11 protein-coding genes are annotated in these 14,251 nt (G+C 60.9%); 4 read left to right on the top strand and 7 right to left on the bottom strand.

The genetic code is table 11. From position 1 onward, the window contains the following. The first annotated feature begins 31 nt into the window (after nt 1–31). The 4 genes from QN224_RS11125 (at nt 32) to QN224_RS11110 (ending at nt 6,124) form a co-directional block, all read left to right on the top strand. Entirely contained in the window at nt 32–2,143 is a 2,112-nt protein-coding gene (locus tag QN224_RS11125) for a nucleoside-diphosphate sugar epimerase/dehydratase (RefSeq protein ID WP_283976929.1), read from the top strand. A 192-nt stretch (nt 2,144–2,335) separates the two neighbouring features. Next, the gene (locus tag QN224_RS11120) at nt 2,336–3,562 is read left to right on the top strand and encodes a glycosyltransferase family 4 protein (RefSeq protein WP_283976696.1); all 1,227 of its coding nucleotides are present in this window, start codon (nt 2,336–2,338) and stop codon (nt 3,560–3,562) included. Nucleotides 3,563–3,615: 53 nt separating this feature from the next. Continuing rightward, nucleotides 3,616–4,701, top strand: a complete 1,086-nt coding sequence (locus QN224_RS11115; protein ID WP_283976695.1) for a glycosyltransferase — start codon at nt 3,616–3,618, stop codon at nt 4,699–4,701. A gap of 259 nt (nt 4,702–4,960) precedes the next feature. Further along, on the top strand, nt 4,961–6,124 hold the full coding sequence (locus tag QN224_RS11110; RefSeq protein WP_283976694.1) for a calcium-binding protein: 1,164 nt from the start codon (nt 4,961–4,963) through the stop codon (nt 6,122–6,124). A gap of 269 nt (nt 6,125–6,393) precedes the next feature. On the opposite strand, the gene QN224_RS11105 is transcribed toward QN224_RS11110, so the two are convergent. The 7 genes from QN224_RS11105 to QN224_RS11075 all read right to left on the bottom strand — a co-directional run bounded on the left by QN224_RS11105 (nt 6,394) and on the right by QN224_RS11075 (nt 14,217). Further along, on the bottom strand, nt 6,394–7,326 hold the full coding sequence (locus QN224_RS11105; protein WP_283976693.1) for an NAD(P)-dependent oxidoreductase: 933 nt from the start codon (nt 7,324–7,326) through the stop codon (nt 6,394–6,396). Nucleotides 7,327–7,354: 28 nt separating this feature from the next. Next, nucleotides 7,355–8,347, bottom strand: a complete 993-nt coding sequence (locus QN224_RS11100; RefSeq protein ID WP_283976692.1) for an ATP-grasp domain-containing protein — start codon at nt 8,345–8,347, stop codon at nt 7,355–7,357. Beyond that, nucleotides 8,344–9,084 (bottom strand): PHP domain-containing protein, encoded by a 741-nt coding sequence (locus QN224_RS11095; RefSeq protein WP_283976691.1) that lies wholly within the window; start codon nt 9,082–9,084, stop codon nt 8,344–8,346. Before QN224_RS11095 ends, QN224_RS11100 begins: the two co-directional genes overlap by 4 nt. A gap of 73 nt (nt 9,085–9,157) precedes the next feature. Then, nucleotides 9,158–9,967, bottom strand: a complete 810-nt coding sequence (gene cysQ, locus QN224_RS11090) for a 3'(2'),5'-bisphosphate nucleotidase CysQ (protein ID WP_283976690.1) — start codon at nt 9,965–9,967, stop codon at nt 9,158–9,160. Next, nucleotides 9,964–11,865, bottom strand: coding sequence for a sulfate adenylyltransferase subunit CysN (gene cysN, locus QN224_RS11085; RefSeq protein ID WP_283976689.1), 1,902 nt, complete (start codon nt 11,863–11,865; stop codon nt 9,964–9,966). Before cysN ends, cysQ begins: the two co-directional genes overlap by 4 nt. Further along, complete coding sequence (gene cysD / locus QN224_RS11080; RefSeq protein ID WP_173512222.1) at nt 11,865–12,764, bottom strand: sulfate adenylyltransferase subunit CysD; 900 nt, start codon at nt 12,762–12,764, stop codon at nt 11,865–11,867. Before cysD ends, cysN begins: the two co-directional genes overlap by 1 nt. A gap of 223 nt (nt 12,765–12,987) precedes the next feature. Further along, nucleotides 12,988–14,217: an ROK family transcriptional regulator gene (locus QN224_RS11075; RefSeq protein WP_283976688.1), complete on the bottom strand. Its 1,230-nt coding sequence runs from the start codon at nt 14,215–14,217 to the stop codon at nt 12,988–12,990. Nucleotides 14,218–14,251 lie beyond the last annotated feature (34 nt).

The raw sequence follows: 14,251 nt of genomic DNA, 5'->3' as shown, positions 1-14,251 counted from the left end.
GAGAGAAGAGGCGGGAAAAGGCACCGCCAAGATGCTGTTGGCGGTATGGGGAGCGGCGGTCGACATAGGCAGCCGACGCATCCGCGGCGCTGTTCGCAGCGTTCACAAATGTTCCGCCCTGTACCTTGGCGATCTCGGATCAGCGGCCATCGCGCTCGCCGTGGCCTTGTTGTTGCGCTACGGCGTCGCCGAGCTCAAGACGAGACCGGAAACAGCCTCCGTCCTGTTATGGTCCGGCGCACAGTACCTCGTCATCTGCGCACTCGTTTTCCCGTTGTCCGGGCTCTACAGCCGAAACTGGAAATACGGTTCCATTTCCGATCTTTTCATCATCCTTCGCGCGGTGCTCCTGACATCCCTGCTGCTTGTTTCGCTCCTATTCTTCTCCACCAGGCTGACCGATATCCCACGAACCGTCGTGCCGATGCAGTCGCTGCTCCTGATCGCATTCCTTGCCGCCGCACGGCTGAGCTTTCGCGCAGAGGAAATCCCGCTGGCGCGGCCCGTTTTCAGGAACGGACGCAACAAAGGGGCAGAAAACGATCACCGCATACCGTTGCTGCTCGTGGGCGCGGGCGACGCGGCCGATCTCTATTTGCGGGCGCTCGCACGCGATCCCAATGCCACCTATATTCCGGTCGCCTGCCTCGACAGGAATGAGGACCAGATCGGCATGAGCCTGCGCAGCGTGCCGATTGCCGGACGCATCGAGGATTTCGAGCAGGTGGTGACGGATTTGCAGCAGCTCAACAGGCAGCCGCGTCACGTAGTCTTCACGGAAGCCCCTGCGGCCTTCGGCGAGGAGGCATCGGATAACCTCCTGCGCTCCGCCGAAAAACTTGGGATTGCCGTCTCGCGCCTGTCGCAGATGACCGAACTTAAGCGCGCAAAGGGCGACAACCCCTACGAGCTGCGGTCTATCGAACTGACCGACCTGCTGGAGCGCCCCCAGGCGGCGCTCGACCGCGAGGCAATCGGTCGCCTCGTTCGCGGCCGGCGCGTGCTCATCACCGGAGCGGGCGGTTCGATCGGCAGCGAGCTGACGACGCAGGTCGCCGCCTGTGAACCGGCGGAACTCGTGCTGATCGACAACACGGAATACAATCTTTACGCGATCGACATGGCCCTGAACGAAAGCTTCCCGGACGTATCGCGGTGGAGCTATCTCTGCAGTGTCCGCCGCAGCCAGCGGGTTGAGGAGATATTCGCGCGGCATCGGCCTGAGCTGGTCTTTCATGCGGCCGCCCTGAAACATGTGCCGATGGTGCAGTTGAACCCCTGCGAGGGCGTACTCACCAATGTCATCGGCACCATGAACGTCGCTAATGCGGCGAAGAAATTTGGCACGCTTGCCATGGTTCAGATCTCGACCGACAAGGTGGTGAATTCAACCAGCGTCATGGGCGCGACGAAGCGCCTTGCGGAGCTTTATTGCCAGGCGCTCGACCTGAACGGCCTCGAAACGGGTCAGGGGCCACGCTTCATGACGGTTCGCTTCGGCAATGTCCTGGGGTCCAGCGGTTCGCTGATCCCGCTTTTCAAGCGCCAGCTTGCAAGAGGCGGGCCGCTGACCGTGACCGATGAAAACATGACGCGGTTCTTCATGACGATCCGGGAAGCTGTCGAACTGACGCTGCAGGCTTCGGCTTATGGCTTCGAAAAGCAGCTCGGACAGGGCGAGATCTTCGTCCTCGACATGGGCGAGCCGATCAAGATCATCGATATCGCCCGCCGGATGATCCGGTTGGCCGGCTTCACGCCGGATCAGGACATCGAAATCAAGATCATTGGTTGCCGGCCGGGCGAAAAGCTCTTCGAGGAGCTTTTCGACGAAACCGACAAGCGCATCAACTCGCCGGTGCCGGGCGTCCTCGGAGCGGTGCCGGAGCCCATACCCTTGCCAACTCTGAAGGACGCCTTCGCACGCCTGCAGCGCCATTCGGAGCGGGGCAACGAGACGGACGTCGTGGCGGTCATGCGCGAGTTGCTACCGCGATATGAGCACGAGGCTGATCGCAAGCCCAGGGCCGCCAGCAAACGCATGCCGCGGCGGCCGAAGGACCACATCAAGGCCAAGGCACGCACATCGCGAGCTGGCTACCGCAAGGGCACCCGCGGGGAGCTCCGCTTTCCGGGCAATTAAAGGAAGACAGGCGCGATTGGTAAGGGCGGATCGTGCAATGCATCTGTGGGTGCCGGCGATAGTGGCTGCTCGGATTCCGCGGCCGGGACACGCACCACTCTCCTGCCTGCGAATGCGGACAACACCGCGAAGCAGGAGAGCCGGGCGCGGATGTCTCAATTCTCGGGGTGGAGTCGAATCTGGAGGTAAGCCTTGAAGCTTGTTGAACAGGTTTCGCGCACCGCAGCCGAGCAGATTGCGGGCCAGTCGGCAAAACCCGCCGGCGCAGCTTACCCGCCCCGTCAGAAACGCGTGATTGCGGTCGTCGCCAGCTTGACGGCATCTCTCGTGATCTTTCGGCTCGAATTGCTGAAGCGATTGGTCGCCGCCGGACACGACGTCATAGCCTTCGCTCCCGAAAACGATGTGCGAGTCGAGCAGGAGCTCGCCCGGATCGGCGTGCGTTTCGTTCGCATCCACATGGCGCGAACCGGACTCAACCCGTTGGACGACATCCGTACCTTTTGGTCGCTGCGACAGCACTTCAGGCGGCTGAAACCGGACATAGTCCTTCCCTACACCATGAAGCCGATCATCTACGCCGGAATCGCGGCCAGGGCCCTTGGGATAAAGGAGCGCTGCTTCCTCGTGACCGGCCTCGGCCACGTGTTCTCGGACGCGGCCGGTCACTCGTTCAAAGCGCGAGCCATTCGCCATTTGTGCGTCCGGCTGTATCGTTTGGCGCTGCGGGGCGCCAGAGTGGTCTTTGTCTATAACGACGCAGATGCTGACGACATTCGCCGCTACCGAATGTTGGGAGCCGACCTCTTGCCGACAAAGATTCCCGGATCTGGCGTCGATCTGGACCATTTCACATTCTCGATACCGCCTCGGAGCGGGCCGACTTTCCTGATGATCGCCCGGCTCCTGCGCGACAAGGGCATTGTGGAGTATGTTGAAGCCGCTCGGATCGTGCGTCGATCTTTCCCAAATGCCAAGTTTCAACTGCTCGGCCATTTCGACAGCAATCCGACGGCCATCTCGCGCGAGGAAATCGACGGCTGGGTGCGCGAGGGGGTATTGGACTATCTCGGCACGACCGCGGACGTCCGGCCTTACCTTACGGCGTGCAACGTTTTCGTCCTGCCGTCCTACTACCGCGAAGGCATTCCGCGAAGCATCCTCGAAGCCTTGGCCACAGGACGAGCCGTCATTACCACGGATCTGCCGGGTTGCCGCGACACGGTACAGCCGGGAGTGAACGGCATGGTCGTCAAGGCGCGCGACATCGTCGCTCTCGCAGACGCAATGGCCTGCTATGCCGAGAGCCCGGAGTTGGCGGAAAAGATGGGCAGGCAATCACGGGAAGTGGCAGAGACCAAGTTCGACGTGCACATGATCAACCGGATGCTGTTCGCCGGCATGAACTTGGCAGATTGAGGGCGTTCTTCCAGGGCGCGGCAGAATCGGCAGTGGCGAGCTAGGGCGCTCAAATGATAATGCATGTCATTACCAACTTTACAGCCAGTGCCGGCGCCGAAACGATGCTGGCACGTTTGCTACACAATTCGACCGACGAGCGTATCATTGTCGTGTCGCTCATGGGCATATCGGAACGGAACCGTCGCCTCGCCGACAACCCGAGGGTCGTCTACGTTTCGCTTGAGGCCGCCTCCCTCGCCGCGCTCACGGGCGCAGTTCTACGCCTCTCCCGGCTGATCAAGAAGGAGCGGCCCGACGTGATCCTGTGCTGGATGTACCACGCGATGATCGCCGGCACCGTCGCTGCGCGCGTCGCCCGGCACGGGGCACAAGTCTTCTGGAACGTTCGTCAATCCCTGGATGACCCTGCCTCCCTCACGCGCAGTTCGCGCCTGGCAATTGCGATGGCGAGATTGTTGTCGAATCTGCCATCGGGGATCATCTACAATAGCGCCCGCGCCCTCGACTTGCATCGCAAGTATGGCTACGCAAATCGGAATGCCATCGTAATCCCGAACGGATTCGAACTTCCCCGCCTCCCCCCTTCCCCGTCGAAGGCCGCCGCCAGGCGGATTGGCATTGTCGGCCGCTTTCATCCGCAGAAGGATCACGGGACCTTCTTCAAGGCTGCGGCTTCAGTCATCCAGACCCACCCGCAGGCAGTCTTTTCCGCGGCGGGAAATGGGTTGTCGCGCGACAATCCCGCTGTGGTCGAACTCATGGCGCAGGCAGGGCTTCCAGTTCACGCGGTCGACCTCCGCGGGGAAATCACCGACATGGCGAAGTTCTATCAAGGCATCGACCTTTTGGTTCTTTCTTCGAGGACCGAAGGTTTTCCCAATGTCATTGCCGAAGCCATGAGCTACGGCAAGCCGATCGTGACGACCGACGTCGGCGATGCCGCCGCCGTGGCGGGAAATGCCGGAATCGCCGTGCCCGCCCGAGATCCCGAAGCTCTCGCCATTGCTATCCGCCGAATTCTTGACCTGCCGGCTGCCGAGTATGCGCGCTACGCGCGCAACGCACGGCAGCGCGTCGAAAATGAATACGCAATCACTGCGATCACCGAAAAATATGCAGAGTTTCTAATGCATTAAACCGAACTCACGCATGCAATTGTCGTGCATCGCTCCTTGCATTTCTCGTTAAAATTGCCACGCCTTAAGAAATACTCTTCGCTTCTCGTTCCCAAAGCGCAGTTGAGGAGCAATAATACATACCACGATAAGTAGTATAGCTTAGTTTTCCACTGTAAAATACTGCGCCTTCTGCGTCGCTTGGCGTCTTTGACGTCGGGATCACTTTTGCGCCCCATTCGCAAACTATCCGCCCTCCGGCAACTGCTAGGAGATTATGATGCTATTAAAGGGAACCAATCTTACCAACTCGATTGTCGGCACTCTGGGTAACGACGAGATCTGGGGCTATGCCGGAGACGATTACCTCGAGGGTAGAGATGGGAACGACAGAATTTTTGGCGGCCTCGGCAATGACTTAATCAAGGCTGGTACGGGCGACGACTATGCCGACGGCGGCGACGGCAACGACCGTTTTGATGGCGGCCTCGGTTTCGACACTTTCATCGGTGGACTGGGTAACGACATCTTTGATGGCGGCGACGGCAACGACACGCTCAACGGTGGCGATGGCCATGACAAGTTTCTCGGCGGTGTCGGAAACGACAAGATCTACGGTGGAGCGGGCGAAGAGTACATCGACGCAGGCGATGGCGATGACATCATCTATGCCGGCTCAGGCAATGATGGATTCAACAATCGAATAAATCCCGCAACCGGACAACTCACGCAGCAGGCAGTAGGAGGCGGTGCCGGAAACGACACGATATACGGCGAAGAGGGCAACGATGCCCTGAAGGGTCAATCTGGCAACGACCGCGTTTATGGCGGCATCGGCGACGACATCGTCGATGCCGGCGACGGGAACAACTATCTCGACGGCGGCGACGGATATGACGTGCTCGACTCCGAAAGCGGCATCGACGAGGCCCACGGCGGCCTGGGCAACGACAGGATTTCGGTGGGTGCCGGAAACGATCTGGCCTACGGCGACGACGGCAATGATACGCTGTCGGGTGAAGGAGGCGACGACGTCCTTTACGGCGGCACCGGCAGCGATTTCCTGTATTCCGGCGACGGTAACGACACGCTGCGCGGCGATTCGGGAAAAGACACTCTTATGGGCGAGGCGGGAAGCGACATTCTTTGGGGTGGAGCAGATTCCGATCGCTTCATATTCAAGTCGACCCCGGCGCTCAGCGGTCGGGACACCGTTATGGATTTCCAGGACGGCGTCGATTTCCTTGTCATCGAGAAACTCGGAGTCACCCAATACTCGAGTTCCGGCGCCAAGGGCACTGTCTACGCTTATGACGCAGCCGGCGGCGACGTGCTGGTAAAGGGTTACGACTCCGTGGGCAATGCGTTTTCCATCCTCTTGGATGACCCGAACGGCAGTCTCTCCGCGTCCAACTTTTCGAGGAGCGATTTTCTCCTCGCCTGACGTGGGCCGCCTACTGCATGTTTCCTTAAATCGTAACCGAGTTAAGGACAAAAAATGCAGCAATTCAAAGTGCTACGGCGTCCTTTGCCATAGACGCGCGGCGCTGTAGCGCGGAATGAAAAAAGTGCGGGCGGTCTTCCGCCCGCATCCTCTTTGCGGCGGCACTGCTGCATGATTCCCCGGAATCGATTTATGGATGAAATCGTGCAGCAATTCAAAGCGTTACAGCGACTTTTGCGGTCTCAAAAGGCGCACGGCGCTGTCAGGGCTCAGCCTTGCGCGCTCCCGTTTCGGAAGTCGGCCAGCCCTGTCTCTGCCTTCCATGCTTCGATGCCTTCGCGAAAGGCGCGTGGGCTGTAACCTAACTGCTCGGCCGCCTTGGCGACGTTCAGCGTCGCAAAGCCAGTCGTGCTTCCGTTCCCCCGCTCGCCATCGACGTTGACCAAGTTCGGGTCCGCTCCAAGGATATCGGCGACGATTTGAGCCGCTTCCAGCGACGTGCAGCCATACCCGCTGCCGGCATTGAACACTCCCGCCTTTTCTTTCTCGATCGCTTCCAGTGCCAGGGAAACGACGTCATCGACAAATACCAGGTCGACGCGATATCGGCCGCCGTCTCGTATGGCCACTGAACGCCCGCTCCCGAGCGCACGGATGAACGTCGGCACCATCCCCGAGCCATGCATGCCGGGACCATAAACCGAGGCGAGGCGAAGCACCGTCACCGGCATGGCGTTTGCCGTTCCGAAAGCCAGCAGGCAAATTTCCGCCGAGAGCTTGCTCGCCAGATAATAGCTGGCGCGATCCACCGGAAAGGCCGGGCTCGTCTCAGACGCGGGTACGGGCGCGGGCGTGTACACCTGCCCCGATCCGAAGAAGACAAACCGCTTAACACCCTGCGAAGCGGCATCCATCGCGACCCGCAAGGCACCATTCGTGTTGACCTCGAAACATTTCGCCGCCTGATGCGCGTCGGTGAGATCGGCGGGAATGTAAGCGGCCAAGTGAAGAATGGCGTCAGCCTTCATCACCGCCGGCAATGCGTCACCAATCGACCATTTTTCGATTTGCAAACGAGAGCTTTTCGATGCCACACGGTCCGGGTCGCGCGCGAGGGCGATGACCTGGTAACCTTTTGAAAGTGCCTGGCCGATCAGTCTCGAAGCGAGAAACCCTGTCGCGCCGGTAACAACGAGCTGCATCTGCGTCGAACCTCGCCTTACTGGCCGCCTAGACTTCTTCCTGCAGCCGCCCGGTGGCCGTGATCAAATCGCCGGGTCTCACCACTGTCTCCGACCAGTGCCGCAATATCGTCACCGGCATGATTTCCGGCTGCTCGACTGGCTCGCCGAAGAGGATATGCCGGATCGACATCTCCACTTCGTTGAACCCTGCATGGATTCTGACGGCCGTCGTCCCGGAGAACCGCGCATTGATCTCGAAAATGCGGGGAACACCTTCGTCCAAGCGGAACTGGAAGTTCGCCGGGCCATAGGCGCCAAGAGCGTCGGCCGCCAGCGCCATCGCGTCATTCAGAGCAGGAAAGGCTTCGGCAAACGCCCTGTAAGTGTTGCCGTCACGAAGGTCTCTCCGCATGACGATTGTCGCGCGGCAGTTCCCATCGAAAGTCAGCGTGCCCGCGGTGTACTCGGTCGCTTCCGAGCCGACATATTTCTGTATGACGATGCCGGCCTGCTCGGCTATGGCCCGCTTCAATTGCTCCCGGTCACGCACGACGCTGAAGCCGATCGACCTGGCGCCGACCCGGGGCTTGACGACGAGGGGAAAGCCGCACTGTTCGATCAGGGCCTCCTCGTCACCCGGCAAACACGAAGGAACGAACCCCAATCCCTGCTCCCGGAGGAACTCGGCGGTGAGCCACTTGTCGTTCGCTATGGATACGACGCGAGGCGAGCTGATGATCACCTTGGTTCCATAGGTCCTCTCGATCGCTTCGCGATTGGCCGAGAGAATCGGGAGCTCGACATCGGTTCCGGGAATGAGGATGTCGGGCCGCTCGGCCCGCAGCAGGTCGCCCAACCTGTCCAGATAGGCAGGGTCCTTCGCCATCGGGACAAGGTAGGCGACATCGCCCCAGTAGAGGCCGGCCGAGAGCGGGCTTGGATCGCCCGCGACGATCGTCGCGTTCAGGGTCGAACGCCGCAAGGCGCGAATGATGCCCTGCCCGAGGAGGGCGCCGGCACCCGTGATGAAGACCTTCATGATCGCCCTACCCCCAGTTCAAGCAGCTGATCCCTGCACCGGCCCAATTCGTTCAACTTATGCGCATCCGAACCGATCGAAACAAACGGGTTGACCTCTTCGCACAGGGCCAGAAACGCAGGCATATCGACCAGGTACGAGGAGTTGATCTCGATCGCGATCCGCCGCTCGAGCGTCGCCGTCATCAACGCGCGATAATACCTCTCCGGAAACAGGCCGTGCCGCCTAAGGCTCATTCCACCCGGATGTCCAAGGACGTCGATCGGCGCATTTGCGATCATTCCCATCGAAAGTCGGAATTCGATTTCGGACGTCTCGTCGAATGACAGTTGTTTGAAATCCAGATAGCCGCCCTGGCCGTCCGGGAGCCGATGAACGACGCCGAGAACGATGTCGCATGCGTCGAGCACAGACTGCGACACATCCAGCCGGCCATTGTCATCCATGGCTTTCGTCTCGCAGCCGACATAGACGCGCAAACCATCGAACCCGCGCGCAGCGGAAAGAATCTCAGCCTTGAAGTCAGGAAACCACGACGTGTCTTCTCGGACATGCTCCGTGAAGGCAAGCTCAGCGAGACCGCGTTCATCGGCCGCCTGCAGGACTTCGAGCACCGTCGCCTGCCCATCGGTCCAGTTGGTATGAACCTGGAGTTCCACGTTCAATTGCTCTCGGTTCAGATCCCGAAAACGGGAGAACACAGGCTTGCCGGCACCGGTTTTTCGTTGCCCGTCCATGTTCACTGCGCCCTCGATAAGTGCCCGGTCGACTTCCCGGACCGTCTGCTGAGACGTGTGCAGCCATCACCATTCAGCATTGGGCGAGCGCCATCGCAGACATGTCCGCCCAGGCGACGAAATGCGGGTTTGCAAAGTCGCTGTCAGCGTCCTGCCTCGTCTTGCCATAGAGCAGGCGCGAGCCATCCAGCCGCACCACCGATCCGCCCGCGGCCTTCAGCACCGCATCGCCGGCCGCCGTATCCCACTCCATCGTTCGGCCGAAGCGCGGATAAACATCCGCTTTGCCTTCGGCCAGAAGGCAGAATTTGAGCGAAGAACCCACCGAGGCAAAGTCGGTCACGCCGTAACCGGTTAGGAACGCCTCGGTCTCGAAACTGCCGTGCGAGCGGCTGGCAACGGCCGTCAGCGCGGCGCCGCGCGTGCGCACCCGGATCGCCTGCCTCTGCTCGACCTTCCAATCTTGGCAAAGGAGAAGCTTTTCCGCCCGGCCACCATCGGCGACATAGGCGCAGCGTTGCGCGGGCGCATAGACGATGCCGGCGATCGGCACATTCCCCTCGATGAGCGCGATATTGACGGTGAAGTCGCTGCGTCGGTTGATGAATTCCTTCGTCCCGTCCAGCGGATCGACCAGAAAGAAGCAGCCGCTGCTGATGTCGGGAACGCGGCCCGACGCGACCGCCTCTTCGGCGACGACGGGGATGCGCGGAAAGGCGACCGCCAACCTGTCGAGGATGATGGCTTCGGCTCGTTCGTCCGCCTCGGTGACGGGCGACTGGTCGTCCTTGTAGGAAACATTGGGGCCGGCGTCATAAACATCGAGAATCGCCGCTCCGGCGTCGAGCGCAATGCGTTCAAGCACTTCGCAAAGGGGGGTCATTTGTCCTCCATCAGCCGGTCGAGGAATTCCTCGATCTCAAGCGCCAGATCGATCGGCTCATGACCGACCGTCCGCAGATGCAATTCCGGGTTCTCCGGGGCCTCGTAGGGCGAGGACACCCCGGTAAAGTTCGCAATCTTGCCGGCGAGCGCCTTCTCATAGAGCCCTTTCGGATCGCGACGCGCGCACTCATCGAGCGGGGTGTCGATGAATATCTCGATGAACTCGCGCTCGTCCATCAGTTCTCGCGCCATGCGCCGCTCGTCACGGAACGGAGAAATGAAGGACACGAGCACGATCAGGCCGGCGTCGGCCATGAGCTTGGCGACCTCGGCCACGCGGCGGATGTTCTCGACGCGATCCTCTTCGGTAAAGCCGAGGTCCCGATTGAGCCCGTGACGCACATTGTCGCCGTCGAGCAGATAGGTGTGCTTGCCGCGCGCATGCAGGATCCGGTCCAGCGTGTTCGCAATCGTCGACTTGCCGGAGCCGGAAAGGCCTGTGAACCAAAGCACGGCAGGGCGCTGGTTCTTCATCGCGCTGCGCGCGCCCTTGTTCACGTCGAGCGCATGCCAATGGACGTTGTCGGCGCGGCGCAGCGGGAAGTCGATCATGCCGGCGCCGACGGTGGCGTTCGTCACCCGGTCGACGAAGATGAAATTGCCTGTCGCCCGGTTGTCCTTGTAGGCGTCGAAGGCAATCGGCGTCTGCGTCGAGATGTTGCAGACGCCCACTTCGTTCATCTGCAGCGACTTCGCAGCCTCCCGGATGAAGCTGTTGATGTTGACCTGGTGCTTGAGCGTCGTGACCGTCGCGCTGACGCTGTCCGTCTCGGTCCTGAGGATATAGCTGCGCCCTGGCATCATCGCATTGGCGTCGAACCAGATAAGATGCGCCTGGAACTGGTCCGCCACGAAGGGCCGCGAGCCGGGGGCGACGAGCATGTTGCCGCGCGAGGCGTCGACCTCATCCGAAAGTATGAGCGTTACAGCCTCGCCCTCCTCCGCCGTCTCGAGGTTGCCGTCATAGGTGACGATCGCCTTGACCGACGAGCGTTGCCCGGATTTCGCGACGACCACCGGATCGCCGACCGAGATCCTTCCGGACGCAACCTGTCCGGCATAGCCGCGGAAATCCGCGTTCGGCCGCATGACCAGTTGGACCGGGAAACGGAACGGCTTCTCCCGATCGGTCGGGTCGAGTTCAACCGTCTCCAGATATTCAAGCAGAGCCGGCCCCTTGTACCAGGGCGTGTTCGCAGAAGCCGAGATGACATTGTCGCCGTAACGGGCGGAAATCGGGATCGGCCGGATACTGGCAAAGCCGAGTTCCTTGGCAAAAACCAGGTAGTCTTCGACGATCTCGTCGAAGCCCTGCTGGCGGAAGTCGACCAGGTCGATCTTGTTGACCGCCAGCACGACATGCCGGATGCCGAGCAGCGAGGCGATATATGAATGGCGCCGTGTCTGCTGGAGAATGCCCTGGCGGCTGTCGATCAGGATGATGGCGAGATCCGCGGTCGAGGCGCCGGTCACCATGTTGCGCGTATATTCCTCGTGGCCGGGCGTGTCGGCGACGATGAACTTGCGCTTTGACGTGGCGAAATAGCGGTAGGCGACGTCGATGGTGATGCCCTGTTCACGTTCTGCCTCGAGCCCATCGAGAAGCAGGGCCAGATCGATCTCCTTTCCGTTCGCGGCGCCTGGGCTGCCGACGCGGCCGAGATTTGCCAACTGATCCTCGAAGATCAGCTTCGCATCGTAAAGCAAGCGTCCGATCAGGGTCGACTTGCCGTCGTCGACAGAGCCGCAGGTGATGAACCTCAGGATCGACTTGTTGTCGTGCTCGGCCAAATGCGCCTCGATATCATGCGGCGGCATGGTTTGAAGATACGACATCAGAAGTACCCCTCCCGCTTCTTCTTCTCCATCGCCCCGACCTCGTCCGTGTCGATCAGGCGACTCTGCCGTTCGGACGTACGCACCGTCAGCATTTCCCGCAATATGTCCGGAAGCGTGGCAGCCTCGGATTCGACCGCCCCGGTCAGCGGATAGCAGCCGAGTGTGCGGAAACGCACCAGGCGCTCCGCGATCTCCTCGCCAGGCTGGATCGGCATGCGGTCGTCATCCACCATGATCAGCATGCCGTCGCGCCGCACGACCGGCCGCCGGGCCGCAAAATAGAGCGGCACGATCGGAATGTTCTCGCGCAGGATATATTGCCAGATGTCGAATTCGGTCCAATTGGAAAGCGGGAAGACCCGCATCGTCTCGCCCTGGCCGACCCGCGTGTTGTAGGTCTTCCACATCTCGGGACGCTGGCGCTTCGGGTCCCAGCCGTGCTGGGCGCTGCGGATGGAGAAGACGCGCTCCTTGGCCCGCGACTTCTCCTCGTCGCGTCGCGCTCCCGCGAGGGCCGCGTCGAACCCGTATTTCTCCAGCGCCTGCCTGAGCGCCATCGTCTTCATGACGTGGGTATGGACATTGGACCCGTGCGTGAACGGCCCGATACCCTGATCGATCCCGTCCTGATTGACGTGCACCAGAAGGTTGAACCCGAGCTGCCGCGCCATCCGGTCACGAAACTCGATCATCTCCCGGAACTTCCATCTGGTGTCCACATGGAGAAAGGGAAAAGGCGGTTTGGCCGGATAGAACGCCTTCATCGCCAGGTGCAGCAAGACCGAGGAGTCCTTGCCAATGGAATAAAGCACAACCGGGTTGGAAAACGTTGCAACGACTTCTCGAATAACATGAATCGCCTCGGCTTCAAGCCGCCGAAGATGGGGAAGAGACATGTCGCAATCCCTCTGATTTTAAATAATAAAAATTCTTGTATGCGATAAAAAAAGTTGCCGCCGCCAAACGTTTGCAGGCGCATTCAAATAACTGGTGCAGCAGCTAAACATTGTCCCGCCGACTTGGCCGCATTTAAGCGCCATATTGCTAATATTTCAAGTAACAATAGCAACCTTGCCTTTCGCAAGCTGGGCGCGACATGTAGGTGCCATCCTGCTGCAGTCAGACCGCGCCCGCCGTTGCCGTCTTCAGGATCGCGGAAAAGCGAGGATCGAAAGTCCGGCTGATCGGCTCCGCGGCCGCACCGATCGCCACGGCCCAGGGATCCGTAAAGCCGAGCTGCAGGCGCGGTATGCTTCTCGCGCGATGCTCCGCTATCGAAGGTAACAGCGGGTGGATGGCCTCCATCAGCAGCCGGGCGAGACCCGGTGGCATGCCGCCGCACAGGATCACGGTTTGCGGATCGAAAATGCTCTCCAGCGTCTGGATGGCGGCTTGCAGCTCGAATGCCGCATCCTCGACCCAGGCGGTGACGCGTGCGTCCGGTCCGCCTGCGATCTCGTCGATCCGGCGATAGAGACCCGGATCGGCGGGATCGAGACCGAGGATCTTGCTGAGCGATGCAATGGAAACGCGGTGCTCGAGCGGGGCACGGTGGGTGCCGGACGCCGCGCGCGGCTGGCTCAAGATCATGCCGATCTCACCGGCATTGCCGTTGGCGCCGCGATAGAGCTCGCCGTTGAGGATCAATCCGGCCCCCAGGCCGTAGCCAAGATAGATGCAGATCGCCTGATCGAGCCCGTGCGCCGCGCCGACCATCTTTTCGGCAGTCGCTGCGGCGGCCGCATCGTTCTGCAAACGCACGTCGAGACCCGTACCGGCCGATAGTGTTTCCAAGAGAGGAAAGTTCTGCCAGGCCGCCATCATCCAGGGATCGTCGGCGTCTGCGTCAATGCCGAAGGGGCCGGGCATCGCAATGCCGAGGCCCACGAAGCGGTCTCTGGATTGGGGCGCGATCCCCGCCAGGTCGTGACGCGTTCTGGCGATCAAATCCAAGATGGTGCCGACGCCTTTTTCCGGACCGCCCGCAGGCAGGTTCGCCTCGCCCCGTGCGAGCACGGCGCCGATCAGATCGACCGCGATCGTGCGCGTGACGTGCCGGTCGATCTGCAGCCCGATCGCGAAGGCGCCTTCGGGAACCAGCCGATAGGGGGTCGACGGCTGACCGCGGCCCTTACGGACGGCAGCAAGAGACGCCACCAGGCCGTCGCTTTCGAGTTCCTCGATAATGTTCGATACCGTCTGCTTGGTGAGTGCTGTCGCCCTCGCAAGATCGGCGCGCGACAGTTGCCCGTTCAGCCGCAGAGCATCGATCATCACGCGGCGGTTGTGCGCGCTGGTCCCCTCCTGATTGGTTCCGCTCTTTGCCCGAATGGGGCGCATCTCGTTCATCCACAGATCCCACTTGACACTGTTAGAATATTGG

Source organism: Sinorhizobium sp. 7-81, from assembly GCF_030124405.1.
Taxonomy (GTDB): domain Bacteria; phylum Pseudomonadota; class Alphaproteobacteria; order Rhizobiales; family Rhizobiaceae; genus Sinorhizobium; species Sinorhizobium psoraleae.
Note: the sequence above shows the minus strand (reverse complement) of the source record. Positions and strands in the feature narration are given on the sequence as shown.

Excerpts from the sequence above, each read along its gene's own strand:
- QN224_RS11125 (WP_283976929.1), top strand. The coding sequence starts at position 32 with ATGCTGTTGGCGGTATGGGGAGCGGCGGTCGACATAGGCAGCCGACGC.
- QN224_RS11115 (WP_283976695.1), top strand. The coding sequence starts at position 3,616 with ATGATAATGCATGTCATTACCAACTTTACAGCCAGTGCCGGCGCCGAA.
- QN224_RS11110 (WP_283976694.1), top strand. The coding sequence starts at position 4,961 with ATGCTATTAAAGGGAACCAATCTTACCAACTCGATTGTCGGCACTCTG.
- QN224_RS11105 (WP_283976693.1), bottom strand. The coding sequence starts at position 7,326 with ATGCAGCTCGTTGTTACCGGCGCGACAGGGTTTCTCGCTTCGAGACTG.
- QN224_RS11100 (WP_283976692.1), bottom strand. The coding sequence starts at position 8,347 with ATGAAGGTCTTCATCACGGGTGCCGGCGCCCTCCTCGGGCAGGGCATC.
- QN224_RS11095 (WP_283976691.1), bottom strand. The coding sequence starts at position 9,084 with ATGGACGGGCAACGAAAAACCGGTGCCGGCAAGCCTGTGTTCTCCCGT.
- cysQ (WP_283976690.1), bottom strand. The coding sequence starts at position 9,967 with ATGACCCCCCTTTGCGAAGTGCTTGAACGCATTGCGCTCGACGCCGGA.
- cysN (WP_283976689.1), bottom strand. The coding sequence starts at position 11,865 with ATGTCGTATCTTCAAACCATGCCGCCGCATGATATCGAGGCGCATTTG.
- cysD (WP_173512222.1), bottom strand. The coding sequence starts at position 12,764 with ATGTCTCTTCCCCATCTTCGGCGGCTTGAAGCCGAGGCGATTCATGTT.
- QN224_RS11075 (WP_283976688.1), bottom strand. The coding sequence starts at position 14,217 with ATGAACGAGATGCGCCCCATTCGGGCAAAGAGCGGAACCAATCAGGAG.